This window comes from Nakamurella alba (assembly GCF_009707545.1).
Taxonomy (GTDB): Bacteria; Actinomycetota; Actinomycetes; order Mycobacteriales; family Nakamurellaceae; genus Nakamurella; species Nakamurella alba.
On record NZ_WLYK01000002.1, the window covers coordinates 197,664 to 221,331 of the forward strand.

General features: G+C 71.7%; 20 protein-coding genes. 9 read left to right on the forward strand and 11 right to left on the reverse strand.

What is annotated here, in order from left to right:
- Positions 1-60: 60 nt before the first annotated feature.
- The 3 genes from GIS00_RS09490 to GIS00_RS09500 all read right to left on the reverse strand — a co-directional run bounded on the left by GIS00_RS09490 (position 61) and on the right by GIS00_RS09500 (position 4,173).
- The gene (locus GIS00_RS09490; protein WP_154768185.1) at positions 61-753 is read right to left on the reverse strand and encodes a DUF4129 domain-containing protein; all 693 of its coding nucleotides are present in this window, start codon (positions 751-753) and stop codon (positions 61-63) included.
- A gap of 149 nt (positions 754-902) precedes the next feature.
- Positions 903-2,633 carry a glycerol-3-phosphate dehydrogenase/oxidase gene (locus GIS00_RS09495; RefSeq protein ID WP_154768186.1) on the reverse strand — a complete coding sequence of 577 codons (1,731 nt, stop codon included), beginning with the start codon at positions 2,631-2,633 and terminating at the stop codon, positions 903-905.
- A 136-nt stretch (positions 2,634-2,769) separates the two neighbouring features.
- A complete protein-coding gene (locus tag GIS00_RS09500) occupies positions 2,770-4,173 on the reverse strand; it encodes an NAD(P)H-quinone dehydrogenase (protein ID WP_154768187.1) in 1,404 nt (467 codons plus the stop codon).
- Positions 4,174-4,286: 113 nt separating this feature from the next.
- Here GIS00_RS09500 and GIS00_RS09505 point away from each other — a divergent pair, with 113 nt between their 5' ends.
- Positions 4,287-4,745 (forward strand): gamma-glutamylcyclotransferase, encoded by a 459-nt coding sequence (locus GIS00_RS09505; protein WP_154768188.1) that lies wholly within the window; start codon positions 4,287-4,289, stop codon positions 4,743-4,745.
- A gap of 15 nt (positions 4,746-4,760) precedes the next feature.
- Here GIS00_RS09505 and GIS00_RS09510 read toward each other — a convergent pair whose 3' ends face one another.
- Positions 4,761-6,062 (reverse strand): amidohydrolase, encoded by a 1,302-nt coding sequence (locus tag GIS00_RS09510; RefSeq protein WP_154768189.1) that lies wholly within the window; start codon positions 6,060-6,062, stop codon positions 4,761-4,763.
- A gap of 149 nt (positions 6,063-6,211) precedes the next feature.
- Between GIS00_RS09510 and GIS00_RS09515 the strand changes: the two genes are divergently transcribed.
- The 3 genes from GIS00_RS09515 to GIS00_RS09525 all read left to right on the forward strand — a co-directional run bounded on the left by GIS00_RS09515 (position 6,212) and on the right by GIS00_RS09525 (position 9,817).
- Positions 6,212-7,687 carry a glutamate-cysteine ligase family protein gene (locus GIS00_RS09515; RefSeq protein WP_154768190.1) on the forward strand — a complete coding sequence of 492 codons (1,476 nt, stop codon included), beginning with the start codon at positions 6,212-6,214 and terminating at the stop codon, positions 7,685-7,687.
- Positions 7,688-7,839: 152 nt separating this feature from the next.
- Complete coding sequence (locus tag GIS00_RS09520) at positions 7,840-8,784, forward strand: hypothetical protein (RefSeq protein ID WP_154768191.1); 945 nt, start codon at positions 7,840-7,842, stop codon at positions 8,782-8,784.
- A gap of 4 nt (positions 8,785-8,788) precedes the next feature.
- Positions 8,789-9,817, forward strand: a complete 1,029-nt coding sequence (locus tag GIS00_RS09525; protein WP_154768192.1) for a hypothetical protein — start codon at positions 8,789-8,791, stop codon at positions 9,815-9,817.
- On the opposite strand, the gene GIS00_RS09530 is transcribed toward GIS00_RS09525, so the two are convergent.
- From GIS00_RS09530 to GIS00_RS09545, 4 genes are all read right to left on the reverse strand, one after another.
- Positions 9,777-11,732 carry a flavin-containing monooxygenase gene (locus GIS00_RS09530; RefSeq protein WP_154768193.1) on the reverse strand — a complete coding sequence of 652 codons (1,956 nt, stop codon included), beginning with the start codon at positions 11,730-11,732 and terminating at the stop codon, positions 9,777-9,779. The two genes, GIS00_RS09525 and GIS00_RS09530, sit on opposite strands and share 41 nt — an antisense overlap.
- A gap of 10 nt (positions 11,733-11,742) precedes the next feature.
- The gene (locus GIS00_RS09535; protein ID WP_322097781.1) at positions 11,743-12,861 is read right to left on the reverse strand and encodes an LLM class F420-dependent oxidoreductase; all 1,119 of its coding nucleotides are present in this window, start codon (positions 12,859-12,861) and stop codon (positions 11,743-11,745) included.
- Complete coding sequence (locus GIS00_RS09540) at positions 12,858-14,033, reverse strand: acyl-CoA dehydrogenase family protein (RefSeq protein ID WP_322097782.1); 1,176 nt, start codon at positions 14,031-14,033, stop codon at positions 12,858-12,860. The genes GIS00_RS09535 and GIS00_RS09540 overlap by 4 nt, the downstream gene beginning before the upstream one ends.
- Positions 14,034-14,232: 199 nt before the next feature.
- On the reverse strand, positions 14,233-15,423 hold the full coding sequence (locus GIS00_RS09545) for a TetR/AcrR family transcriptional regulator (protein WP_230313353.1): 1,191 nt from the start codon (positions 15,421-15,423) through the stop codon (positions 14,233-14,235).
- Positions 15,424-15,675: 252 nt separating this feature from the next.
- Between GIS00_RS09545 and GIS00_RS09550 the strand changes: the two genes are divergently transcribed.
- The 4 genes from GIS00_RS09550 to GIS00_RS09565 all read left to right on the forward strand — a co-directional run bounded on the left by GIS00_RS09550 (position 15,676) and on the right by GIS00_RS09565 (position 20,363).
- Positions 15,676-16,500: an enoyl-CoA hydratase-related protein gene (locus GIS00_RS09550; protein ID WP_154768194.1), complete on the forward strand. Its 825-nt coding sequence runs from the start codon at positions 15,676-15,678 to the stop codon at positions 16,498-16,500.
- 313 nt (positions 16,501-16,813) lie between these two features.
- The gene (locus tag GIS00_RS09555) at positions 16,814-17,683 is read left to right on the forward strand and encodes an alpha/beta hydrolase (protein WP_196073205.1); all 870 of its coding nucleotides are present in this window, start codon (positions 16,814-16,816) and stop codon (positions 17,681-17,683) included.
- A gap of 119 nt (positions 17,684-17,802) precedes the next feature.
- On the forward strand, positions 17,803-19,425 hold the full coding sequence (locus GIS00_RS09560) for a flavin-containing monooxygenase (protein WP_154768196.1): 1,623 nt from the start codon (positions 17,803-17,805) through the stop codon (positions 19,423-19,425).
- The gene (locus tag GIS00_RS09565) at positions 19,422-20,363 is read left to right on the forward strand and encodes an alpha/beta hydrolase (RefSeq protein WP_154768197.1); all 942 of its coding nucleotides are present in this window, start codon (positions 19,422-19,424) and stop codon (positions 20,361-20,363) included. Before GIS00_RS09560 ends, GIS00_RS09565 begins: the two co-directional genes overlap by 4 nt.
- 95 nt (positions 20,364-20,458) lie before the next feature.
- Here the strand turns inward: GIS00_RS09565 and GIS00_RS09570 are convergent, their stop codons facing one another.
- Genes GIS00_RS09570 through GIS00_RS09580 form a run of 3 tightly spaced genes read right to left on the reverse strand, consistent with a single transcriptional unit; the run spans position 20,459 to position 22,535 of the window.
- Positions 20,459-20,896: a MaoC/PaaZ C-terminal domain-containing protein gene (locus GIS00_RS09570; protein WP_154768198.1), complete on the reverse strand. Its 438-nt coding sequence runs from the start codon at positions 20,894-20,896 to the stop codon at positions 20,459-20,461.
- Positions 20,893-21,348: a MaoC family dehydratase N-terminal domain-containing protein gene (locus GIS00_RS09575; protein ID WP_154768199.1), complete on the reverse strand. Its 456-nt coding sequence runs from the start codon at positions 21,346-21,348 to the stop codon at positions 20,893-20,895. Before GIS00_RS09575 ends, GIS00_RS09570 begins: the two co-directional genes overlap by 4 nt.
- Positions 21,348-22,535, reverse strand: coding sequence for a lipid-transfer protein (locus tag GIS00_RS09580; RefSeq protein WP_154768200.1), 1,188 nt, complete (start codon positions 22,533-22,535; stop codon positions 21,348-21,350). The genes GIS00_RS09575 and GIS00_RS09580 overlap by 1 nt, the downstream gene beginning before the upstream one ends.
- 294 nt (positions 22,536-22,829) lie before the next feature.
- Here GIS00_RS09580 and GIS00_RS09585 point away from each other — a divergent pair, with 294 nt between their 5' ends.
- Entirely contained in the window at positions 22,830-23,651 is an 822-nt protein-coding gene (locus GIS00_RS09585; protein WP_154768201.1) for an SDR family NAD(P)-dependent oxidoreductase, read from the forward strand.
- Positions 23,652-23,668 lie beyond the last annotated feature (17 nt).

The following is a 23,668-nucleotide window of genomic DNA, read 5'->3' on the forward strand; positions in this document are numbered from 1 at the left end:
AGGTGCCGGCCGCGGGCACCTGAGGCGTCGGCGGAGGCGGCGGCATCGGAGGCACAGAGGTCACGGGACCACCGCCGGGGTGATCGCCGCGAGCGCACCGCGGATCTGCTCAGCCGCCCGCTGCGCGGTCGCGGCGCTGTCCGGAGCGAGTGTGTGCAGGTCGAACCGGGCCCGGTGGTAGAGCGGGAGCAGGTCGTCCGCCCCCGGCGGCATCGGCACCGCCGCCCGCAACGCGTCCAGGAACTCGGTGGGCGTCTGCTGTGGTCCGCGGGGCAGTCCGGCGGCCCGGGCGCCCGCCTCCACCCAGAGCCAGCAGGCGATGACGTGGTCGGCGGCGGCACGCGCGTCGAAGGGCAGGTGCGCGGCCGGCGGGGCGGGCAGACCGACGAGGTCGTCGTCGTCCCGGTCCACCGCGTGCCGGCCGGCCCGGTCCCGGCGCCAGAAGAACAGCATCACCACGAGCGCGACCAGCAGCACCGCACCCAGCCCGATCAGCACCCAGACCAGCCAGCCGCTGCCGATCGCCGCCGGCGGCGGAGCCAGGTCGACGTCCGGCAGTGAGGGCGGGGTGAAGTCCGGCAGGTCGGTCGGGATCGGCGGCAGTTCGGTACCCGGTTCGCGGCCGATCCAGGGTCCGACACCCGCGGCACCCCAGGCGATCCCGACCAACACGACGGCACTGAGCCCGATCAGGATGATGCGCAGCGGCCACCCGCCCGCGCCGCCGGGTCGCATCCCGGACCCTTCCGACATGACACCCGCCTCCACCGCCGGCGGCCCGTCCCGGTGACCGGGCCTCTGTGCGGCAGGCTACCGACCCGCCGCGCCGCGCACCGGCGGTTCGTCGAGTTGTGCACAGCGCCCCAGGTCAGCGGAGCGCCGGCAGCAGGTCGGGAGCAGGATCAGGCGACCGGCGACTTCAGCAGGTCGCGGATCTCCGGGGCCTCCAGCCGGACCTCGTCGGCGGCCTGGTCGTCGGGCATCGTCTGCGAGCGGCGCTCGGCGTCGACCCGCGCGAGGTAGGCCTTCACCTCGCTGTCCCGCTCCTCGTCGGACCAGCCGAGCACCCCGGCCATGATCTCCGCGACCCGCGGCGCCGTCTCGGTGCCGCGGTGCGCGTACTCGATGGAGATCCGGGTGCGTCGGGCCAGCACGTCCTCCAGGTGCAGCGCACCCTCGTGCGTGGTCGCGTACAGCGCCTCCACCTGCAGGTAGTCGTCCGCGCCGGGCAGCGGCTGCAGCAGCGACGGATCCTCCAGGGCCGGCGCCATCAGCTCGTGGATCTCCGAGCCGTAGCGGTTGAGCAGGTGGTGGATCCGGTACGGGTGCACACCGAACTGCTTGCCCAGCCGGTCGGCCTGGTTGACCAGCGCCTTGTAGCCCTCGGCGCCGAGCAGCGGGACGTCCTCGGTGCAGGACGGGTTGATCCGGCCCGGCAGGTCCTCGGCCGCGGCGTCCACCGCGTCGGCGCCCATCACCCGGTAGGTCGTGTACTTGCCGCCGGCGATCGCCACCAGGCCGGGGGCGACCCGGGCCACCGCGTGCTCCCGGGACAGCTTCGAACTCTGCTCGCTCTCCCCCGCCAGCAACGGCCGCAGCCCGGCGTAGACCCCCTCGATGTCCTCGTGACCCAGCGGCACCGCCAGCACCTTGTTCACGTGCTCGAGGATGTAGTCGATGTCGGCCTTGGTGGCCGCCGGGTGCGCCAGGTCGAGATTCCAGTCGGTGTCGGTGGTCCCGATGATCCAGTGCGCCTTCCACGGGATCACGAACAGCACGGACTTCTCGGTCTTCAGGATGATCCCGGACTCCGAGGTGATCTTGTCGCGGGAGACGACCAGGTGCACGCCCTTGGAGGCGCGGACCTTGAACCGGCCGCGCCCGCCGGACAGCCGCTGCAGTTCGTCGGTCCACACGCCGGTGGCGTTGATGACGACCTTGGCGCGGACGGTGGTGCGGTCCCCGGTCTCCACGTCCATCACGTGCACCCCGGCGACCCGGTCCGCCTCCTTCACGAATCCGACCACCTGGGTGGAGGACCGGACCAGCGCGCCGTAGGCAGCGGCGGTGCGGGCGACACCGAGGGTGTGCCGGGCGTCGTCGACCTGGCCGTCGTAGTAGCGGATCCCGCCGACCAGTGCGTCCCGCTTCAGGCCGGGCACCAGGCGCAGCGCGCCGGCCCGGGTGAGGTGCTTGTGCCCCGGCACCGACCGGGCGCCGCCCATCGAGTCGTACATGATCAGGCCGGCACCGACGTACGGGCGCTCCACCACGTGCTTGGACAGCGGGTAGAGGAAGGACACCGGCTTCGCCAGGTGCGGGCAGATCTTGGTGAGCATCAGCTCGCGCTCCCGCAGTGCCTCGCGGACCAGGCCGAACTCGAACATCTCCAGGTAGCGCAGGCCGCCGTGGAACAACTTCGAGGACCGCGACGAGGTGCCGGAGGCGAGGTCCCGGGCATCGAGCAGGGCCACCGAGAGGCCGCGGGTCACCGCGTCCAGGGCCGCGCCCGCACCCACGACGCCGGCGCCGATGATGACGACGTCGAACTCCTCCGAGCCCAGTCGCTCCCAGTTGGCCGCACGCTCCGCCGGCCCGAGCCGGGCCCCCGAGACCACACCGTCTCCACTCATCGCACTACCTTCCGGTTCAGCCTGCCGTCACGCGCCTGACCGGCCCACGGTACTGCGGCAACGGCGCACCCCGCCCGGGGAAGCGTTCGGCATTGTCGAACGGCCCCGGCCGGTGACACCCGCGCGGCGGCAGGGATCAGCCGAGGTCGCCGTCGAAGTGCATCAGCTGGCGACCGAGCTCGGTGATCGACCCGGACAGCGACGGGTAGACACTCAGCGTGTAGGCGAGATCCTTTGCGGTCAGGCCGTTCTGCACGGCCATGGCGATCGGCAGGATCAGTTCCGAGGCCTGCGGCGCGACCACCACGCCGCCGATGACGATGCCGGTGGCCGGCCGGATCACCAACTTCACGAAACCCTCGGTGAGGCCGATCATCTTGGCCCGCGGGTTGGTGGCGAGCGGCAGCATCAGCACCGAGGCCGGGATCGTCCCGGCGTCGACGTCGACCTGCGAGATGCCGACGGTGGCGATCTCCGGGTGCGTGAACACCGTGGAGGCAACGGTTTTCAGCCGCAGCGACGGCACACCTTCGCCCAGCGCATGCCACATCGCGATCCGGCCCTGCATGGCCGCCACCGATGCCAGCATCAGCAGGCCGGTGCAGTCGCCGGCCGCATAGATGCCGGAGACCGAGGTCCGGGACACCCGGTCGACGGTGATGAACCCACCGTCGTTCACCGCGACACCCACGCTCTCCAGCCCGATGTCGCTCGTGTTCGGCACCGAGCCGACGGTCATCAGGCAGTGCGAGCCGCGCACCTCGCCACCGTCGGTGAGCCGCACGACCACCTCGTCGCCCTCCCGGGTGACCGACTGGGCGCGGGCCCGCCTGACCAGCTTCCCGCCGTGCTCGGAGAAGACCTCCTCGATGACCGCCGCGGCGTCCGCATCCTCGGACGGCAGCACCCGGTCCCGGCTCGAGACCAGGCTGACCCGGACGCCCATCTCGGTGTAGGCGGAGGCGAACTCGGCGCCGGTGACACCGGACCCGACCACGATGAGGTGCTCCGGCAACTCGGTGAGCGAGTAGAGGTCGCGCCAGGTGAGGATCCGCTCGCCGTCCGGCCGGGCGTCCGGCAGCACCCGCGGCGCGGCGCCGGTGGCGACCAGCACCACGTCGGCCTCGAACTCGGTGACGGTGCCGTCCGGTGCGGTCGCCGCCACCCGATGCGCCGCCAGGCCGGGGGCGCTGTCGGCGAGCGCGGCCCGGCCGGTGACCACCCGCACCCCGACGCCGGTCAGCCGGGCGTGGATGTCTGCGGACTGCGCCCGGGCCAGCCCGGTCACACGGGCGTTGACGGCGGCCAGGTCCACCTCGATGCCGGCGGGTACCACCACACCCAGCCCGCCCGCCTCCAGTGCCGCGGTGCGGCCGCCGGCCGAGGCGATGAAGGTCTTGGACGGCACGCAGTCGTAGAGCACGCACCCGCCGCCCGGCCCGTCGGACTCGATCAGGGTGACGTCGGCGCCGTACTGCGCCGCGACCAGCGCGGCCTCGTAACCGCCCGGTCCACCACCCATGATCACGATGCGGGTCATCGGCGCTCCCTTCTCCAGGGTCATCGGGCACGGCCGGAACCGTGGAGCCGGGCGCGGCGGCGCCCGGCGGCCGGTCCACCGTATCGGCCGCAGGCGGACGTTAGGCTCCGGGCATGGCTCTCTACGCCGCCTACGGGTCGAACATGGATCCGGCGCAGATGTTGCAGCGCTGCCCGTCCTCGCCGGTGGCCGGCATCGGCTGGCTGCCGGGGTGGCGACTCACCTTCGGCGGCGAGGACCTGGGCTGGGAGGGCGCGCTGGCCACCGTCGTGCCGGACCCGGATCCGGAGGCCTCCGTCTTCGTGGTGCTCTACGACATGGCCTCCGCCGACGAGCGCACCCTGGACTCGTGGGAGGGCTCCGACCTGGGGCTCTACACCAAGCTGCGACTGCGGGTGCACACCATGGACGGCGACGTGCTGGCCTGGCTCTACGCGCTGGAGGCGTTCGAGGGCGGCCTGCCGAGCGCCCGCTACCTCGGGGTGATCGCCGATGCCGCGGAGGCGGCGGACGCTCCGGCCGAGTACGTCAAGGAGATCCGGCACCGGCCCTGCCGGTCCATCGGGAGCTGACCGAGGGGGGCCTGGTCAGAGCTGTTCGAGGGACGCGGCCGCGGTCAGCGACTCCGACCGCAGCCCGGCCAGCGCGGCGTGGGTGAGCAGCCGCACACCGAGCGGGATCGCCCGCTCGTCGGCCACGAAGGTCGCCGAGTGCAGATCGACCTGCGGCGAGATGCCGTCCCACACACCGAGTCTGGCCATCGCACCGGTGGAGGCGTCGATCAGCACGGAGAAGTCCTCGCCACCGGTGGACTGCTCGGTGGGACCGACCGCCCCGGCCCCGGCCGCGTGCTCGCCGGCCACCCGGAGCAGTCCGGTCGACACCGGCTCGTTCTCCACCGGCGGGACCCCGCGCCGGTACAACAGCTCGTGCTGCACCCCGGTCGGCGCCAGCAGCTGGGCGATGAGTTCGCGGACCAGCGGCTCCGCGGCCTCCCAGCCGCGCCGGTCCATCATCCGCAGCGTGCCGCGCAGCACCCCGTGCTGCGGGATGGCGTTGGCGGCCTCCCCCGCGTGCACCGCGCCCCACACCATGATCGGCACCGAGCGCGGGTCCAGCCGGCGGCTCAGCATCCCGGGCAGGCCGGTGATCACCAGGCCGAGCGCGTGCACCAGGTCCGCGGTCAGGTGCGGCCGCGCGGTGTGCCCGCCGCGGCCGGTGACCGTCAGCTCCACCAGGTCGGAGGTGGAGGTGATGGCGCCGGTGCGCAGCCCGATCCGGCCCACCTCCAGCCGCGGGTCGCAGTGGAAGGCGAAGATGCGCTCGACACCCTCCATCACCCCGGCCTCCACCACGTCGTGCGCGCCGCCGGGCATGACCTCCTCGGCCGGCTGGAAGATCAGCCGCACCCGACCGGGCAGCCGGTCGGCCACCTGGGCCAACGCGCCGGCCGCACCGAGCAGGGCGGTCAGGTGGATGTCGTGCCCGCACGCGTGGCTGGCGTCCGGCACCGTCGAGGCGAACGGCAGGCCGGACAGCTCGGGCAGCGGCAGCGCGTCGATGTCCGCCCGCAGCCCGATCACCCGGTCCCCGGTGCCGATCTCGGCGACCACGCCGGTCCCGCCCGGCAGCACGCGGCCGCGCACCCCGTAGCCCTGCAGGATCCGCAGGATCTTCGCCGACGTGGCGGACTCCTGGCGGGACAGCTCGGGGTGTGCGTGCACCTCCCGGCGCACGGTGACCAGGCCGGGGAGTTCGCGGGCCAGGAAGAGGTCCAGCCAGTCCGGCCCGAGCCCGGCGCCCGGGTCCGGGACGGGAGCGGCCGGTAGGGGGACGGCAGGGAGGGACGGTGTCCCGTCTGCGCGCTGCTGCTCGATCCCTGAAGCCATCACGGGAACCCTAGGTCATCGGGGGCGGTGCACCGACCGGGTCTCCCGCTGCGGCGGGTGACGTGGTTGGGTGGTCCCGGCGGGGGTCGGTTCCGCTCCGCGCAGCTGCACCGGTGCCGGTGCACCCGACGAGCACGCCGGAGGACCGCATGGGCGACGACATCGCGCAGGTCGAGTACACGCGGGAGCAGCGGCTGAAGTACCGGCAGAAGGTGCGCCGGTGCCTGGACGTCTTCGAACGCATGCTGGCCGAGCACGCGTTCGACGTGGACACCCCGCTGACCGGTCTGGAGATCGAGCTCAACCTGGTCAACTCCGAGTGGGCGCCGGACATGGCCAACGCCGTCGTGCTGGAGGCGATCGCCGATCCCGCCTTCCAGACCGAGCTCGGCCAGTACAACATCGAGCTGAACGTGCCACCGATGCCGCTGGCCGGGGATTCCTTCGCCACGCTGGAGACCACGCTCCGGGCGTCGCTGGACCACGCCGAGTCCAGGGCGAACGAATCCGGCTCGGAGATCATCATGATCGGCATCCTGCCGACCCTGTTGCCCGAGCACTTCGAAGCCGGCTGGATGAGCCACAACCCGCGCTACGAGGCGTTGCAGGACGCCATCTTCGCGCACCGCCGGGAAGACCTGGAACTGGACATCTCCGGGGTCGAGTCGCTCCAGATGTACGCCGACACCATCGCTCCCGAGTCCGCGTGCACGAGTGTCCAACTGCACCTGCAGGTCCCGCCCGCCGACTTCGCCGCCACCTGGAACGCCGCGCAGGCACTGGCCGGGCCGCAGCTCGCGCTCGGCGCCAACTCGCCGTTCCTGTTCGGCAAGCGGCTGTGGGCCGAGACCCGCACCGAGCTCTTCCTGCAGGCCACCGACACCCGCTCCCCGGAACTCCGCAACCAGGGGGTCCGACCACCGGTGTTCTTCGGGGAACGCTGGATCACCTCGATCTTCGACCTGTTCGAGGAGAACGTCCGGTACTTCCCGGCACTGCTGCCGGAGACCACCGACGAGGACCCGGAGGCCGAGCTCGCCGCCGGCCGGGCACCCCGGCTGCAGGAGCTGCGGCTGCACAACGGCACGGTCTACCGCTGGAACCGACCGGTCTACGACGTGGTGCAGGGCCGGCCGCACCTGCGGGTGGAGAACCGGGTGCTGCCGGCCGGCCCGACCGTCGTCGACGTACTGGCCAATGCCGCCTTCTACTACGGCGCGGTGCGCATGCTGGCGACCGACGACCGACCGGTGTGGACCAAGATGTCCTTCGCCGCGGCGGAGTCGAACTTCGGCTCCGGCGCCCGGCTCGGGGTCGACGCCACCTTCTATTGGCCAGGCTTCGGCGAGGTGCCGTGGGACGAGCTGATGCTGCGTCACCTGCTCCCGCTGGCGCACGACGGCCTGGACCGCTGGGGGGTCGACCCGGCCGTCCGGGACCGACTGCTCGGCATCGTCGAGGCCCGCTGCAAACTGCGCCGCAACGGCTCCTGGTGGCAGTCGGAGACCGTGGCCCGACTGGAGGGCCGCGGCCTGGACCGGATGCAGGCACTGACCGGGATGTTGCACCGCTACTCGGATCTCATGCACTCCAACGAGCCAGTGCACACCTGGGAACTTCCCTGAACCAGCACCGGAACAGCACCTGAACCTGCACCGACCCGGCACACCGACGGGTGATGTGCGGCACCAGGCTCCGGACACCACTGTTCAGCGACCGGTTAGGCCATTAGGGTGAGGTGGACCGATCGGTCCTGTCAGCTGGGGGAAGTTCTCGTATGTCCGTACTCACGCGCGCCGGTGCGGCGGTGCTCGGCCTGTTCCTCGTCGCGGGGTGCAGCACGCCGGTGATCGGTGCCGCGGTCCGCGGCACGACCGTGCCCACTGCAGCCACCGCCGCGCCCGGTTCGTTGGGGTCCGCGGTGACCACCGGGTCCACCGGGATCACCCGGGCCTCCTCGGCGGCGGTGCCGCCCACCGACAGCACCGACAGCACCGACAGCACCGACAGCTCCGTGGACCCCGACAGCGCCGGGTCCGACGGACTGGAGGACCTGCTGGACATCATCGACGACGGGATCCTCGAGCACACCAGCGCCTCGCTGACGATCACCGTGGACCGGCCCGGCAAGCAGGCCGACCTCGACTGCGCGGTCACGGTGACCTACGACGACATCTTCGCCGACGACCTGATGGCGGACTGCGCCGGCAGCACCGGGGACTTCACCCTGCTCCGGGTGGACGACATCGCCTGGTACGGCCCGGCCGATCTCCCGGGCGGACCGACCGACAGCGGCGGCGGCTACAAGTGGGTGCTGATCGACCCGGGCGCCGGTGTGCCGCTGCAGCTGGGGATGAACCTGCTGGTCCGCACCTTCGCCGACCTCGCCGACGGCACGGCGATCTGGGACCTGTCCTACTACGCAAGGGATCTCACCGACGCCGGCACCGACACCCTGGAGTCCGGCCCGGCGAAGCGCTGGACCGCGCACATCGACGGCGGCGAGGTCGCCGACGACTTCGAGCCGGCCGGTCTGCTCTCCGACCCGGGTCGGGACGCGACGGTCGACATCTGGCTCCGCGACGGGTCGATGACCGGGATGCGCTACCTGGCGTCCTCCTACGGCGCTGACGACACGGCGGTCGAGATGACGGTGACCGGATTCGACGACGCACCGCGGATCCAGGCACCCGACATCGCCGACGTCGTCCCGGCGGGCTGAACCCGTGACCAGGAACCTGCAGCCCGGCGGAATCACGCGCCGCGCCGCGCCCATCGGTCTGCTGGCGGCGGCCGTCCTGCTGCTGGGCGCCTGCGGTGACCCGGTTGCCGGGAGCGCCTCCGCCGCAGGCAGCCCTGGCGCCACGATGAGCAGCAGCCCGCCCGCCGGTGGCTCCGGGACCACCGCACCGTCCCCCACCACCCCGGCGACGACGTCGCCGTCCGCTGTCGCGACGACCGCCACCACCGCCGCGCCCACGAGCAGCACGCGGTCGACCACCCGGCCGACGACCGCACCCCCGACCACGGCGAGCAGCGCCGCACCCGCCGGCAGCTACGCCGACGTCGACGAACTGCTCGACGCGGTGGACAGCGGGGTCGAGCGGCACTCCGGAGCCACCCTGCGGACGGTCACCGACAAACCCGGCGAGGGCGACGACTCCAGCTGCACGATCCTGGCCACCTACTCCGGGCCGTGGACGGAGAACTTCTCCGCCGAGTGCATCGGCGACGAGCCGGGCGAGTCCTCCTCGTTCCTGCAGGTGGACGGCACCACCTGGGTCAGCGGTCTGCCGGATGCGCCGACCCGCGCGGACGGCACGCCCTACCGCTGGTCGGAGCTGGACCTCGAGCAGGGCGAGGACCTCGAGCTCGGTGGCCAGAACGCGACCGCGCTGGAGTTCGCGATGCAGTCCTTCAAGAACCTGGCCGACGGGTCGGCGATCTGGGCCTACTCACCGCACGTCGTCGACTTCGCCTACGCCGGAACGGACAACCTGACCGGGGGGCCGGCCGAGCGCTACAGCATGACCGTCGACGCGCTCGCGCTCGCCCAGTCGGCGAACCCGGACGTGGAGGGCCCGCCGATGACCGGGTACCTGGACGTCTGGATGCACCCGGCGGACGGCCTGGTGAAGTTCCGCTTCGCCTTCTCCGACGGCGACCGCGAGCAGGTGACCGGCATGGAGGTCGACAGCTTCGACGACGTGGCGCTCAGCGCACCGGCTCCGGAGGACGTCGCGCCGACGGGGTGAGCACCGGAGCGACGTCGAAGTCGGCCAGGTCCGGCCGGTGGGTCATCCGCCAGTACTCCGGCACCGGCCACGGCGAGTTGGTGACCACCCGGCCGGCGGCGTTGCGGTAGTAGTTCTGCACCCCGTCGATGCCGTAGACCATCTTGGTGTTCGCCTCGTCGAGCGCGAGATTGTAGGCACGGAAGGGCTCCTCGCGGCACTCGACGGATGCGAGGTCGTCCCGCACCATCGTCACCAGCAGCTCGCTGATGTACCGCGCCTGCGCCTCGGCGACGGTGATGAAGCTGCCGCCCGGCGGGTTGGTGTTCGGCCCGAAGAGGTGGAACAGGTTCGGGAACCCGGGCGAGGTGATCCCCAGGTAGGCGCGGCCGTCGTCGTCGTGCCACTCCTCGCGCAGGCTGTGCCCGTCCCGGCCGGTCAGCTCCATCGGGAACAGGAACCGCTGCTGGGCGAAACCGGTGCACAGCACCAGGGTGTCGATCTCCCGGCGGTCGCCGTCGGTGGTCACCACCTCGGTCGCGGTCAGCTCCGCGATGCCGGTGCGCAGCAGCTCGACGTCGTCCCGCCGGATGGTGGAGAACCAGCCGTTGTCCAGCAGCAGTCGCTTGCCCATCACCGGGAAGTCCGGCAGCGTCGCCTCGATCAGGTCGCCCCGACCCCGCAGCTGCGCGGTCAGGTAGGAGGTGAGCGCGGACCGGAAGTACTGGTTGAGCGCGTTGACCGAGCGCCCGTCGTCGGACCACTCCGGGTCGACGGCCTGCAACCCGTAGAGCCGCTCCGAGTACACCCAGAACAGCCGGAACCGGTACCAGCTCCGGTAGAACGGCACGTGGTCGAACAGCCACTGGTGGTGCGGCCCGGTGGCCGAGAAGTAGTCCGGGTGCGGCGAGACCCACTGCGGGGTGCGCTGCAGCACGGTGAGCTGCGCCGTCTCGTCGGCGATGGCGCAGACCAGCTGCATGGCGGTGGCGCCGCTGCCGAGCACCGCGACCTTCCGGCCGCGCAGGTCGAGATCGTCGGGCCATTGCGCGGAATGGACCACCCGGCCGCGGAACTCGTCGCGACCGGGCAGGTCCGGGATCTTCGGCCGGTTGTGCAGTCCGACCGCGGTCACCAGCGCGGTGCCGGTGACCTCCTGCTCGCGGCCGTCGGCACCCGCCACCACGACCTTCCAGGTGCCGGCCTCCTGGTCCCAGATCGCGCGGCGCGCCTCGACACCGAACCGGATGTGCTCGCGGATGCCGAAGGAGTCGGCGAGATCGGTGAAGTAGCGGGCGATCTCCGGCTGCCGGGCGAACATCTCCGACCACGGTCCGGGAGCGTAGGACACCGAGTAGAGATCGCTCGGGATGTCCACCCGGACACCGGGATACCGGTTCTCCCACCAGGTCCCGCCGACCTCGGAGTTCTTCTCCAGGACGGTGAACGGGATCCCGGCGCGGGCGCAGTTGATCGCGGCCAGCAGGCCGGACACGCCGGCGCCGACGATGACCACCGAGAAGTCACGGCCGCTCGCCGCGAGCAGGCCGCTGACGTCCTGCGGCACGTACGGCGCGAACCCGCTCTGCTCGGCCACGATCGGCGCGACCGACGCGGGCACCCGTTCGCCCAGCGACGTCGACATCAGCGTGGTGAGCACGTCGTCCGTCGGGCGCGGCACGGCGGCCGGACGGCCGGCGTGCCAGGCCGCGACCGCGTCCACCACCGCCTGCCGGATCTCCGCCTGCACGTCGTCGGAGAACCCACCGTCGACCTGCAGGTCGAACCCGCGGATCTTCGCCGGGCGGTAGGCCTCGCCGAGCCACCGCTCGTCACCGGTCAGCTGGTACAGCAGCGGCACCAGCACCGGCAGGTGCGCCGCCCCGATGGCCTCGACCAGCCGGTCACGGTCGAGATCGGTGTCTGGTGGGATCATCTCGTTCTCCTCAGGACTGCGCCGGGACTGCCGGGACATGCGCGTGGGCGTCGAGCAGGTCGCGCAGCGCGGCGACGTCCTCGACCCGGCGGGTGTGCTCCGCGGCCAGTGGTTCGACGTTGAGCAGGGTGACGCCGGCCGCCCGCAGCGCGGTGACCCGCTCCCGGAGCTGGTCGACGGTGCCGACCAGCGCGGTGGCGGCGACCAGGTCGTCGGGGACGGCGGCGGCCGCCTCGGCCATCCGGCCGGCCAGGAACAGGTCCTGGATCTTCTCCGCGGCCTCCGGGTAGCCGTAGCGCACGGCCAGGTCGTTGTAGAAGTTGTGACCGCGCGAGCCCATCCCGCCGATGTACAGGGCCAGCTTCGCCCGCACCTGCGGCAGCAGCGGCTCGGTGTCCTCGCCGACGGCCAGCGGCAGCCGGACCACGACATCCAGCGATCCCAGTGCGGGGTCCCGCCTTGCCGCACCGGCGTCCAGCGCCGCGCCCCAGACCTGACGGGCCGCACCCGGGTGGAAGAAGATCGGCTCCCAGCCCTCGGCCAGCTCGGCCGCCAGCTCGACGTTGGCCGGCCCGATCGCGGCCACGGTGATCGGGATCCGGTCCCGGACCGGGCGGTTGATCAGCTTCAGCGGCTTGCCCTCGCCGGTGCCGAGGCCGGCGGGAAGCGGTACCTGGTAGTGCTTCCCGGCGTGGACGAGCTTGTCCCGGCGCCACACCTGACGGCAGATGTCGATGACCTCACGGGTCCGGGCCAGCGGCGCGTCGTAGCGCACGCCGTGGAAGCCTTCCACCACCTGTGGCCCGGAGGCCCCGATGCCGAGCCGGAACCGGCCGTCGGACACGTAGTCCAGGCCGGCCGCGGTCATCGCCGTCGTGGTGGGCGTGCGGGCGTAGACGGACAGGATCCCGGTGGCCAGTTCGATGGTCCGGGTCCGCGCGGCCAGGTAGCCGAGCTGACTGACGGCATCGAAGGTGTAGGCCTCGCTGAACGTCGCCGAGTCCAGTCCGACCGTCTCGAGATCGGCGATCTCCCCGGCGATCTCGCCGATCGGCCGGCCGTGGCCGACGATCGTGCCGATCCGCGTGCGCACCGCCGGCCCGTCCCCGGACCCGTTCACCTGGCTCACAGTCCCAGTCCCCTTCCGATGACTTCCTTCATGATCTCGGTGGTCCCGCCGTAGATGCGGGTGATGCGGGCATCGGCCCAGGCGCGGGCGATCGGGTACTCCAGCATGTAGCCGTAGCCTCCGAAGAGCTGCAGGCAGCGGTCCACCACCCGGCCCTGCAGCTCCGTGCACCACCATTTGGCCTTGGCGGCGTCCTCCGCCGACAGCTCACCGGCGTTGTGCAGCCGGACGCACTCGTCGACGAAGGTCTGGGCGACGTCGATCTCGGTGGCGATCTCGGCCAGCACGAACCGGTTGTGCTGGAAGGTGCCGATCGGCCGGCCGAAGGCCTTGCGCGCCAGCACGTACTCCAGCGTCTGCTCCAGCGCGGTCCGCGCCGCTGCCAGCCCGATGACCGCGATCCCCAACCGCTCCTGTGACAGGTTCACCATCAGGCTGCGGAACCCGCCGTCCTCGGTGCCCAGGAGGTTCGCCACCGGGACCCGGACGTCGGTGAAGGACAACTCGGCGGTGTCCTGCGCGTGCTGGCCGACCTTCTCCAGGTTGCGGCCACGCCCGAAGCCGGCCATGCCGCGTTCGAGCACGAGAAGACCGATGCGGTGCCGCTTCTCCGGCTCGCCGGCAGCCCCCGTCCCGGCCGGTGCGATGATCCGGACGGCGGTGATCACCAGGTCGGCGTTGATCCCGTTGCTGATGAAGGTCTTGGCGCCGTTGACCAGGTAGTGCTCACCGTCGCGGACCGCGGTGGTGGCGATCGCGGCGAGGTCGGAGCCGGTCCCCGGTTCGGTCATGGCCACCGCGGTGATCAGCTCGCCGCTGACCAGACCCGGCATCCACCGAGCACTCTGCTCCTCGTTCGCCAGGTGCAGCAGGTAGGGCAGGCAGATGTCGTTGTGCGTCGCGATACCGAGCCCGGCACCGCTGACGCCGGCGGCCGCGATCTCCTCCGCGATCACGGCGTTGAACCGGAAGTCGTCGACACCGCCGCCGCCGAACCGCTCCGGCACCGCCATGCCGAGGAACCCGTGGGCACCGGCGGCGGTGAACAGCTCCCGCGGCACGATGCCGTCGGACTCCCACTTCTCGCGGTGCGGGACCACCTCCTCGAGCAGGAAGCGACGGAAGGAGGACCGGAACTCCTCGTGCTCCGGCTCGAACAGCGTGCGCCTCACGGCTGCGCCCGTCTAGCTGCCTGTCCGGCTGCCGGCCCTGCTGCGTGATGTCCCATGACTGTTCCTCCTGCGCAGCGTCGCGCGACCAGCACGTGAAGATCGATTCCACACCCTAGCGCGGATGCTTCTGGGAACATAGCAGTTCACGGCCAGTGAGGTTAAACCTGCTTCTGCGGCGATCGGTGCCGCGCGGGCAGGGTCAGGCGAAGATGGCGGCGTGCGCCAGGGCCCGCAGATCGGCGCCGATGCCGGGGCGGGCGCGCAGAGCCGGGATCTGCACGACCTCGTTGATCAGCGAGATCGTGGTCTGCGAGAAGGCCCGCGCCTCGGCGGGGCCGAGCTCGGGCCGCAGCGCGGAGAGGGCCACCACCCATTCCTCGACGTACTCGCGCTCGCTCTTGCGGATCGTGTGCTGCACCGGGGCCGGGAGGTAGATCAGGTCGGCGGCCAGAATGCCGAGCAGGCGGCGGTGCGGCCCGAGCGCCAGTTCGACGTAGGAGTCGATCAAGATCTCCAGTGCGAGCGCGTCGGTCGGTGCCCCGGACAGCCGATGCCAGGTGAGGTAGTGCGCACCCTCGATGCCGCGCTCCAGCGCCGCCTGCAGCAGCTCGGCCTTGCTCGAGAAGTACTGGTAGACGGTCGCGATCGCCGCATCGGCGGCCTCGGCGATGTCCTCGATGGTGACCGCGTAGTACCCACGGGTGTCGAACAACCGGATCGCCGCCTCCAGGATCCGTTCCCGGCGCCCGGCCGGCCGCCGGGGCGGGTCGGCGTCGTCCTCGCGGCCCTCGGCGTCCCCGGGAGCGTCTCGTGCGGTCAGCTCGACACCCACCACCGCCCGCGCCATGGCCTGCAGCGATGCGACCACCCGGGCCGCCTCGATGGCCGAGCGGTACTCCCGGGAACTGGCGAAGATGGCGAGCAGACACCAACTGAGCAACCGGATGTCGGCGTCGTCCAGCTCCGGGCGGACGCCGCGCACGATGCCCGCGGTCACCCGGCCCACCTCGCGCAGCCGGTGGCGGAAGTCCTGCTGGTCGTCCCCGGTGAGGTGGCGGCGCTCCCGCTTCCAGAGCAGGGCCTCGTCCACCTCCACGACCAACGCCCCCATGCCGGACAGGAACGCCTCGAACTTCTCCTGCGGACCGCCGTCGAGATCCGCGGCCTGCCGGACGACGCCCTCGATCAGCACCAGCTGGCCGGTGAGCGCCTGCGCCAGCAGGTCGTGCTTGTTGCGGAAGTGCCGGTACAGCGCGGGACCGGTCACCCCGACCGCGGTGGCCAGGTCGTCCATCGAGACGTTGTGGTAGCCGAACTCCTGGAACAGCCGGGACGACGCCTCGATCAGCTGTGCCTTCCGGGACGACTGCCGGACCGGTCGCGCCATCATCGTGCCACCCCTCCTCTCGTCCCGGCCCGACCGGCCGACCGTGGTTGCCCACAGTACGGGCAGGTGGGCACCGGCGGAACGGGACACGGCGCGGGCAAGCAGAACACCGTGCAGGACACCTGGTCGGACCCGCGGCCGGGCAGAACCGGGATTCACCCACGGCTTGACCGCCTCCGGCGGCCGACCCTAGTGTCCGCACAGGGCCCGGGCACGTCGGTGTGCCGGAGCGAGACCACCACGAGACGAGATCCCATGACGGACTACGCAGATGTGACGCTGACGGTCGAGGACGGGGTCGCACTGCTGACTTTCGCCCGCCCGGAGCGCCGGAACGCCTTCACCCTGCCGATGCTCGCCGAGGTTCAGGACGCGCTGGCCGCGGCCGACGCCGACCCGGCCGTCCGGGCGGTAGTGATCACCGGTGCCGGGGAGCGGTTCTCGCTCGGCGCCGAACTGCGCGGCCCGGACACCCTGCGGCTGGCGGTGGACGACGACCTGGCCGGGCACACGCCGCGCGGGTACCGGGAGCCGGCCGGCCGGATCAGCGAGCAGATCGCCGGCATGCACGTCCCGGTGATCGGTGCGGTGAACGGCGATGCGGTGGGTGGCGGCGCCACTATCCTGGCGGCGATGGACGTCCGGATCATGTCCGACCGGGCGCGGATCGGGTTCGTGTTCACCCGGCGCGGCGTGAGCCCCGAGGGCGCGTCCACCTGGTTCCTGCCGCGGCTCGTCGGGCTGGGCACCGCCACCGACTGGCTGATCTCCGGGCGGATCATCCCGGCTGCCGAGGCGTTGTCCGCCGGCTTCGCCACCCGGCTGGTGCCGCCGGAGCAGGTGCTGGAGACCGCACTGGAGTACGCACGGCAGTTCAGCACGGTCACCTCGCCCCGTTCGGTGGCCCTCACCCGGGCTCTCCTGGCCGCCAGCTTCCACCACCCCGACCCGGCGGCCGCGGCCTACGCCGAGTCGGCCGTCTACCAGGGACTCACCGACACCCCCGATGCCAAGGAGGGCGTGCTCTCCTTCATCGAGCACCGCGCGCCGGCCTTCACCAGCACCGGCCGGGAGCACTGACCCGGACTGTCCGGGATCGAGTGCTCCTTCCAGTTCGCTCGAGGAGCTCCCACCGATTCCTGCTCACCTGGCCAGCACTGACAGGGCCATGTCGACAGAACATGTGAATCGTCCTTCTGGCAATGTCGACAGGAACGGGCTACGCTTCCCGGAGTGTCGGCGGTCACAGGCACCCGGCGCCGGACGACGGCGGCAAAGCCGGCCCCGACACCCCGACGCAGGCAAGCACGGGCAGCACGACACGGACAGCACGACACGCACCAGACACGACGCACACACAGCGGTGGCGTCGGCGGACAGGAGTCGACCAGTGGTGGCACAGCACGTTGCAGACGCACTCGCGAAGGGCTATGCCTTCGCCACGGAGACCACGCTGGAGGGGATCCGCGCCGGCTACGACCGTTGCATGGCCGCCGATCTCCCGCCGGGTGTCTCCGCCGAGCCGGCCGAGGTCGCCGGGGTCCCCGGCACCTGGTTCCGTCCCGCAGGGGCGGGCACCGACGACGTGGTGCTGTTCCTGCACGGCGGTGGGTACTTCGCCGGGTCCAGCCGGAGCCACGGCGCACTCGCGGCCCACATCGCCGACGCGGCAGGCCTCGCGACCTTCGCCGCCGACTACCGACTCGCCCCCGAGCACCCCTTCCCGGCCGCCGTCGACGACGCGGTGGCGGTGCTCGCCGCGCTCGGATCCTCCAGCAGCGGCAAGGTTTTCGTGGTCGGCGACTCCGCCGGCGGCGGCCTGACCATGGCCACCCTGCTGGCCACCCGGGACCGCGGCCTGGCCCTGCCGGCCGCGGCCGCCACCATGTCGGCCTGGCTCGACCTGCGGCTGGTGCACCCGGACATCGACGAGAAGGCAGCGATCGACCCGGTGGTGTCGCGGGCCGGCCTGGAGTTCAACACCTCGATGTACCTCGGCGGGCAGCCGGCCACCGATCCGCTGGCGTCCCCGCTGCTCGGCGACCCGACGGGCCTGCCGCCGCTCCACATGCAGGTCGGCACCGAGGAGGTGCTGCACCAGGACACCGTGCAGTTCGCGGACAAGGTGCGCGCGGCCGGCGGCGAGGTGACCGTCGAGATCGAGGACGGGATGCCGCACGTGCACCAGATCCTGATCGCCGACCTGCCGGAGGCCAAGGACTCGGTCGGCCGGATCGGCAAGTTCTTGCGCGCCCACAGCTGACCGGGGCGCGGCCTGCTCCGGGCCCCACCTCCGCACCCCTCACCCACGACCACCGCCCGCCGGGCGGCGGTGCGCTGCCACGCGCCCGCACCCGGCCGGACCGCCAGGAGGACACGACCATGAACGACCCCCAGCCATCCGCCGGCGCCGCCCTGGATCTCGACGTCCTGGTGATCGGCGCCGGTATCGCCGGCATCTACCAGCTGCACAAGCTGCGCATCGAACACCCCGACCTGAGGGTCGAGGTCGTCGACGCGGCCGGCGGTGTGGGCGGCACCTGGTACTGGAACCGTTACCCCGGCGCCCGTTTCGACTCGGAGAGCTACAGCTACGCGTACTTCTTCTCCAAGGAACTGCGCGACGACTGGCGGTGGAAGGAACGCTTCTCCGGACAGCCGGAGATCGAGGAATACCTCAACCACGTGGTCGACCGGTTCGAGCTGCGGCCGTACATCACCCTGGGCTTCCGGGTGCAGTCGGCGACCTGGGACGAGACCTCCCGGTCCTGGTCGGTGCGGACGGCGGACGGCCAGGAACGCCGCACCCGGTTCCTGGTGACCGCGGTCGGCCTGCTCTCCGCGCCGCAGTTCCCGATCGCCCCCGGTCGTGAGGAGTTCCGCGGGATCGCCCACCACACGGCGCTCTGGCCGGCCGGCGGTGTCGACTTCACCGGCAAGCGGGTCGCCGTCATCGGCACCGGTTCCAGCGGCGTGCAGATCACCGGCGCCATCGCCGACGAGGTCGCCTCGCTCACCGTCTTCCAACGCACCCCGAACTGGTGCACGCCGCTGAACAACACCCCGATGGGCGACGAGGAGTACGCGGACATCTCGTCCCGGCTCGACGAGATCCACGCGACCCTCATGGGCTCCTTCGCCGGGTTCGTGCACCAGTTCCAGCCGGTGTCGGCGTTCGACGTCAGCCCCGAGGACCGGCACCGGCTGTACGAGCAGCTCTGGGAGCAGCCGGGTTTCGCCAAGTTGCTCGGCAACTACATGGAGGTGCTGTTCTCCCCGGAGATCAACGCCGAGTTCAGTGCGTTCCTGGCTGGCAAGATCTCCGGACTCGTCACCGACCCCGCGAAGGCGGACAAGCTGATCCCGAAGGACCACGGGTACGGCGTGAAGCGGCCGCCGTTCGAGGCCGGCTACTACGCCGCGTTCAACAAGCCGAACGTCGACGTGGTCTCGCTGACCGACTCCCCGATCGAGCGCTTCACCCCGACCGGGCTCATCGCCGGCGGCACCGAGCACGAGTTCGACATCATCGTCTACGCCACCGGTTTCGACGCGATCACCGGTGCCTTCGACCGGATCGACATCCGGGCCGGCGAGGGGCAGTCGCTGCGCGAGTACTGGGAGTACGGCCCGCACACCTTCCTCGGCATGCAGAGCCCCGGATACCCGAACCTGTTCTTCATCGCCGGGCCGCACAGCACCGGCGGCAATGTGCCGCGGGCGATCGAGGGCCAGGTGGACTTCCTCACCGGACTGCTCACCCGGGCGGTCTCCCACGGGCACGAGCGGGTGGAGGTGACCCCGCAGGCCGAGGTGGCCTGGACCGAGCACGTGCTCAAGGGGGTCGAGGGCACCGTGGTGGCGGTCGGCAAGGACTGGGCGTTCGGCGGCAACACCCCCGGCAAGAAGCTGGCCTACCGGCACTACGGTGGAGGCATCATCACCTACTCCACCCGGTGCGCCGAGGTCGTCGCCGGCGACTACGCGGAGTTCGATTTCGCGTGACCCCGACCGACCCTGCCGTGAACACCGCGAACCCTGCCGACGCCACATCGACCCGGACCGACCCGGCGGCGCGCGCGGCCGCACTGTACCGAGCCGTCTTCGACCCCTCCGCCGACCCGTCGCTGCGCGGGCTGCGCGGCCGGTTCGACCGGATGCTGGACGAGTTCCCGCTCGACGACACGGATGTCGTCGACGAGATCACGGTGGCCGGCCGGCCGGCGCTGACGGTCGCCCCGGCGGGCGGCGGCACCGGTGTGCTGCTCTGGTTCCACGGCGGCGGGTACGTGATCGGCAGCCCGGCCGGCTACCGGCACCTCGGATCGGCGCTGGCCCGGGTGACCGGGCGGACGGTGATCCTGCCCGACTACCGGCTGGCGCCCAAGTACCCGTTCCCGGCCGCTCCGGAGGACGCGACGGCGATCCTCGGCGAGGTCCTGCAGGCACACCCGTCCGCGGTCCTGGGCGGCGACTCCGCCGGCGGCGGGCTGGCTCTCGTCGCGATGACGGCGCTGCGCGACTCCGGCGGCGCGCTGCCGACCGCGGCCGTGCTGTTGTCGCCACTCGCCGACCTGACCGGCACGTCGGCCAGTGTGACGGAGCACTCGGCGACCGACCCCGCGGTCACCGCCACCTCACTGGCCGACATCCGCGCCGCCTACCTGCAGGGACACGACCCCGCCGATCCCCGGGCCTCCCCCGTGTTCGCCGACCTGCACGGGCTGCCGCCGGTACTGGTGATGGCCGGCGGCTCGGAGGCGCTGCTGGACGACGCCCGGACGGTCGCCGACCGGATCGGGGAGGCCGGTGGCACCGTCGAGCTGGTGATCGGCGACGGCATGGTGCACGTCTGGCCGCTGTTCGAGTCCTTCCTGCCGGAGGCCGCCGTGGCGATGGAGAGGATCGGCGGGTTCGTCGGCGCCGTGCAGACGGTCGGCTGACGCCTGGCACGACACATGCGAAGGCCCCCACCGGGATCCGGTGGGGGCCCTCGCATGTCGGTGTCGGAGGTCGACGCTGTCGGAGGTCGACGCTGTCAGAGGTCGACGACGGCCGTCCCGCGCAGGGTGACGGTCCCGTCGGCCAGGGCGACCTGCAGGTCCAGCACGGCCCGGCCCGGCCCGTCTCCGTCGCGCTCGACGGAGGTCACCGTGCCGGTGCAGACCGGCACGCCGTGCACCGGGGTGACCGCGGTGAACCGGGTGGAGAACGACCGCAACCGGGACTGCGGGATCCAACCGGTCAGCAACCGGCCGAGGTAGGCCATCGACAGCATCCCCTGCGCGAACACGTCGTCCAGACCGGCCGCCCGTGCCACGTCGATGTCCAGGTGGATGGCGTTGTGGTCGCCGGAGGCGATGCCGAACTCGGCCAGGGTCGTCCGGCTGACCGGGGGCAGCTCGAGCGCGGGAAGCACCGCACCCACTGCGATCTCTGCGCTGCCAGGGACGGTGGGGGTCACGTCGACGCTCATGCGGCCGCTCCGTTCCGGATGACCGCGACGTTGTCCAGCTCGGCGACCAGGGTGCCGTCGGCCCGCACCACGTCGGTGTGCCGGACCAGGAAGTCCAGCGCGCCGCCGGCCTTGCTGTAGGTCTGGGTGAAGGTGGAGGTGAAGGTCAACCGGTCCCCCGCGTGGATGTCGTGGTGGTAGGTGAAGGACTCCTCGCCGTGCAGCACCCGGCCGAGATCCACGCCGTGGCGGGCGATCACGTCGAAGGTGTCCGACCGTTCCAGGTCCAGCCCGAACAGGATGGTCGGCGGCGCGAGCACGTCCGGGTGGCCGGCCGCGCGGGCCGCGTCGACATCCAGGTACACCGGGTCGGTCTCGCCGATCGACTCGGCGAACATCCGGATCCGGCCCCGCTCGACGTCCACCGTGACCGGGGTCTGGGTGAGCCCGACGATCGCCGGGTCGACGGCCATCAGGAGACCTTCTCGTACAGCGACACCACGCAGGCGCCGCCGATCCCGATGTTGTGCTGCAGGGCGACGTCGGCCCCCTCCACCTGGCGCGGCCCGGCCTCGCCGCGCAGCTGCCAGACCAGCTCGGCGCACTGGGCGAGTCCGGTGGCACCCAACGGGTGTCCCTTCGACAGCAGCCCGCCGGACGGGTTGGTGACCACCCGTCCGCCGTAGGTGTTGTCGCCGTCCATGACGAACTTCTCGGCGGTGCCCTCCGGGGTGAGCCCCAGGCCCTCGTAGGTGATGAGCTCGTTGGCGGTGAAGCAGTCGTGCAGCTCCACCACCTTGATGTCCTCCGGACCGATGCCGGCCTTTTCGTAGACCGCACGGGAGGCGGCGGCGGTCATGTCGTACCCGACCGGGCCGCGACCGTCGGCACCGTCGAAGGCGCCCGCGAAGTCGGTGACCAGGGACTGCGCGCGCAGCCGTACCCGCATGTCCAGCCCGCGGCTGCGGGCGTACTCCTCGCTGTAGACCACCGCGGCGGCGGCACCGCAGGTGGGCGGGCAGCACTGCAGACGGGTCAGCGGGCCCCAGATGTGCGGGGATCCCATGACCTCCTCGAGGGTGACCTGCTGGCGGAACACCGCGTACGGGTTGTTCGCCGCGTGCTGCCGGGCCTTCACCGAGATCATGCCGAACGTCTCGGGTCTGGTGCCGAACTTCTCCATGTGGGTCAACCCGGCGCCGCCGAACATCTGCGCGGCCATCGGCGCGTACTGGTCGTACTGCGGATGCGCCTTGACCACGTCCTCCGACCGCCCGGTCGGGCTGAGCCGGTCGTCCCAGTGCGCCACCAGGGCGCCCGGCCGCATCTGCTCGAAGCCCAGGGCCAGCACGACCTCCGCCTCACCGGAGGCCACCGCCTGCCGGGCCAGCCACAGCGCGGAAGAGCCGGTGGCGCAGTTGTTGTTGACGTTGACCACCGGCACCCCGGTCAGCCCGAGCGGGTACAGCGCCGCCTGCCCGGACGTGGAGTCGCCGTAGACGTAGCCCACGTAGGCCTGCTCGATCGCGGCGTAGTCCACGCCCGCGTCGGCCAGTGCCGCGGCGGCGGCCTGGGATCCCATGTCCTCGTACGCCAGCCCGGCGCTCGGCTTGGCGAAGGGGATCATGCCCACCCCGCCGACCAGAACGGATCGACCCATCTGCCCGTCTCCTTCCCCGGCCACCCCTGTGGAGCCGGACGCGGTTCCCGTGTGCACCGACCACCGATGGGTCGTCGACTAGAACCTGGACTCACACTACCGGAGAAGCCGCACCGCGAACACTGCTGGATCGCCCACATTGACTGCCGCCACCACCAGAACTATTCTTCACCCACGGCCCGCCGGGGTGACCGGCGCCGGGCACAGTGGCCCGTTCGTCGCTGCCGGTCGCGCCGTTCCCACCGCCGGCTGCCTCTCGTGCGGCCGGTGAACAACCCCGAGAGGACCGACCCCATGGGAAAACTCGACAACCAGGTCGCCCTGGTCTCCGGCTCCGGCCGCGGGATCGGCCGCGCCGTCGCCGAGAAGCTCGCCGCCGAAGGCGCTGCCGTCGTGGCGAACGACCTCGACCCGGGCCCGGCCAAGGAGGTCGCCGAGGCGATCATCGCGGCCGGCGGCCGGGCCGAGATCTGCCCGGGCAGCGTCACCGAACCCGATTTCGCGGACCGGTTCGTGCAGACCGCGGTGGACGCCTTCGGCGGTGTCGACATCATCGTCAACAACGCCGGTTACACCTGGGACAACGTCATCCAGAAGATGACCGACGAGCAGTGGGCCGCCATCCTGGACGTGCACCTGACCGCTCCCTTCCGGATCCTGCGCGCAGCGCAGCCGGTGATCTCGGCCGCGGTGAAGCAGGCCAGGGCGGACGGCGCACCGGTGCCCGTGCGCAAGATCGTCAACATCTCCTCCGTCGCCGGCCTGGACGGCAACCCGGGCCAGGCCAGCTACTCCTCGGCGAAGGCCGGCATCGTCGGCCTGACCAAGACGCTGGCCAAGGAGTGGGGCCGCTACAACGTCACGGTCAACGCGGTGGCCTTCGGTGTCATCCGCACCCGGCTCACCGTGGCGACCGAGAACGAGAGCAACATCGACATCCTCGGCAACGAGATCAAGGTCGGCATCCGCGCCGACGTGCTCGCCCAGGCCGAGCAGTCCATCGCGCTGGGCCGGGCCGGCACTCCGGAGGAGGCCGCCGGCGCGATCTACCTGCTCTGCTCCCCGGAGTCGAGCTACATCACCGGCCAGGTGCTCACCTGCAGCGGCGGCCTGTAACCGGTCCGCACCGCCGC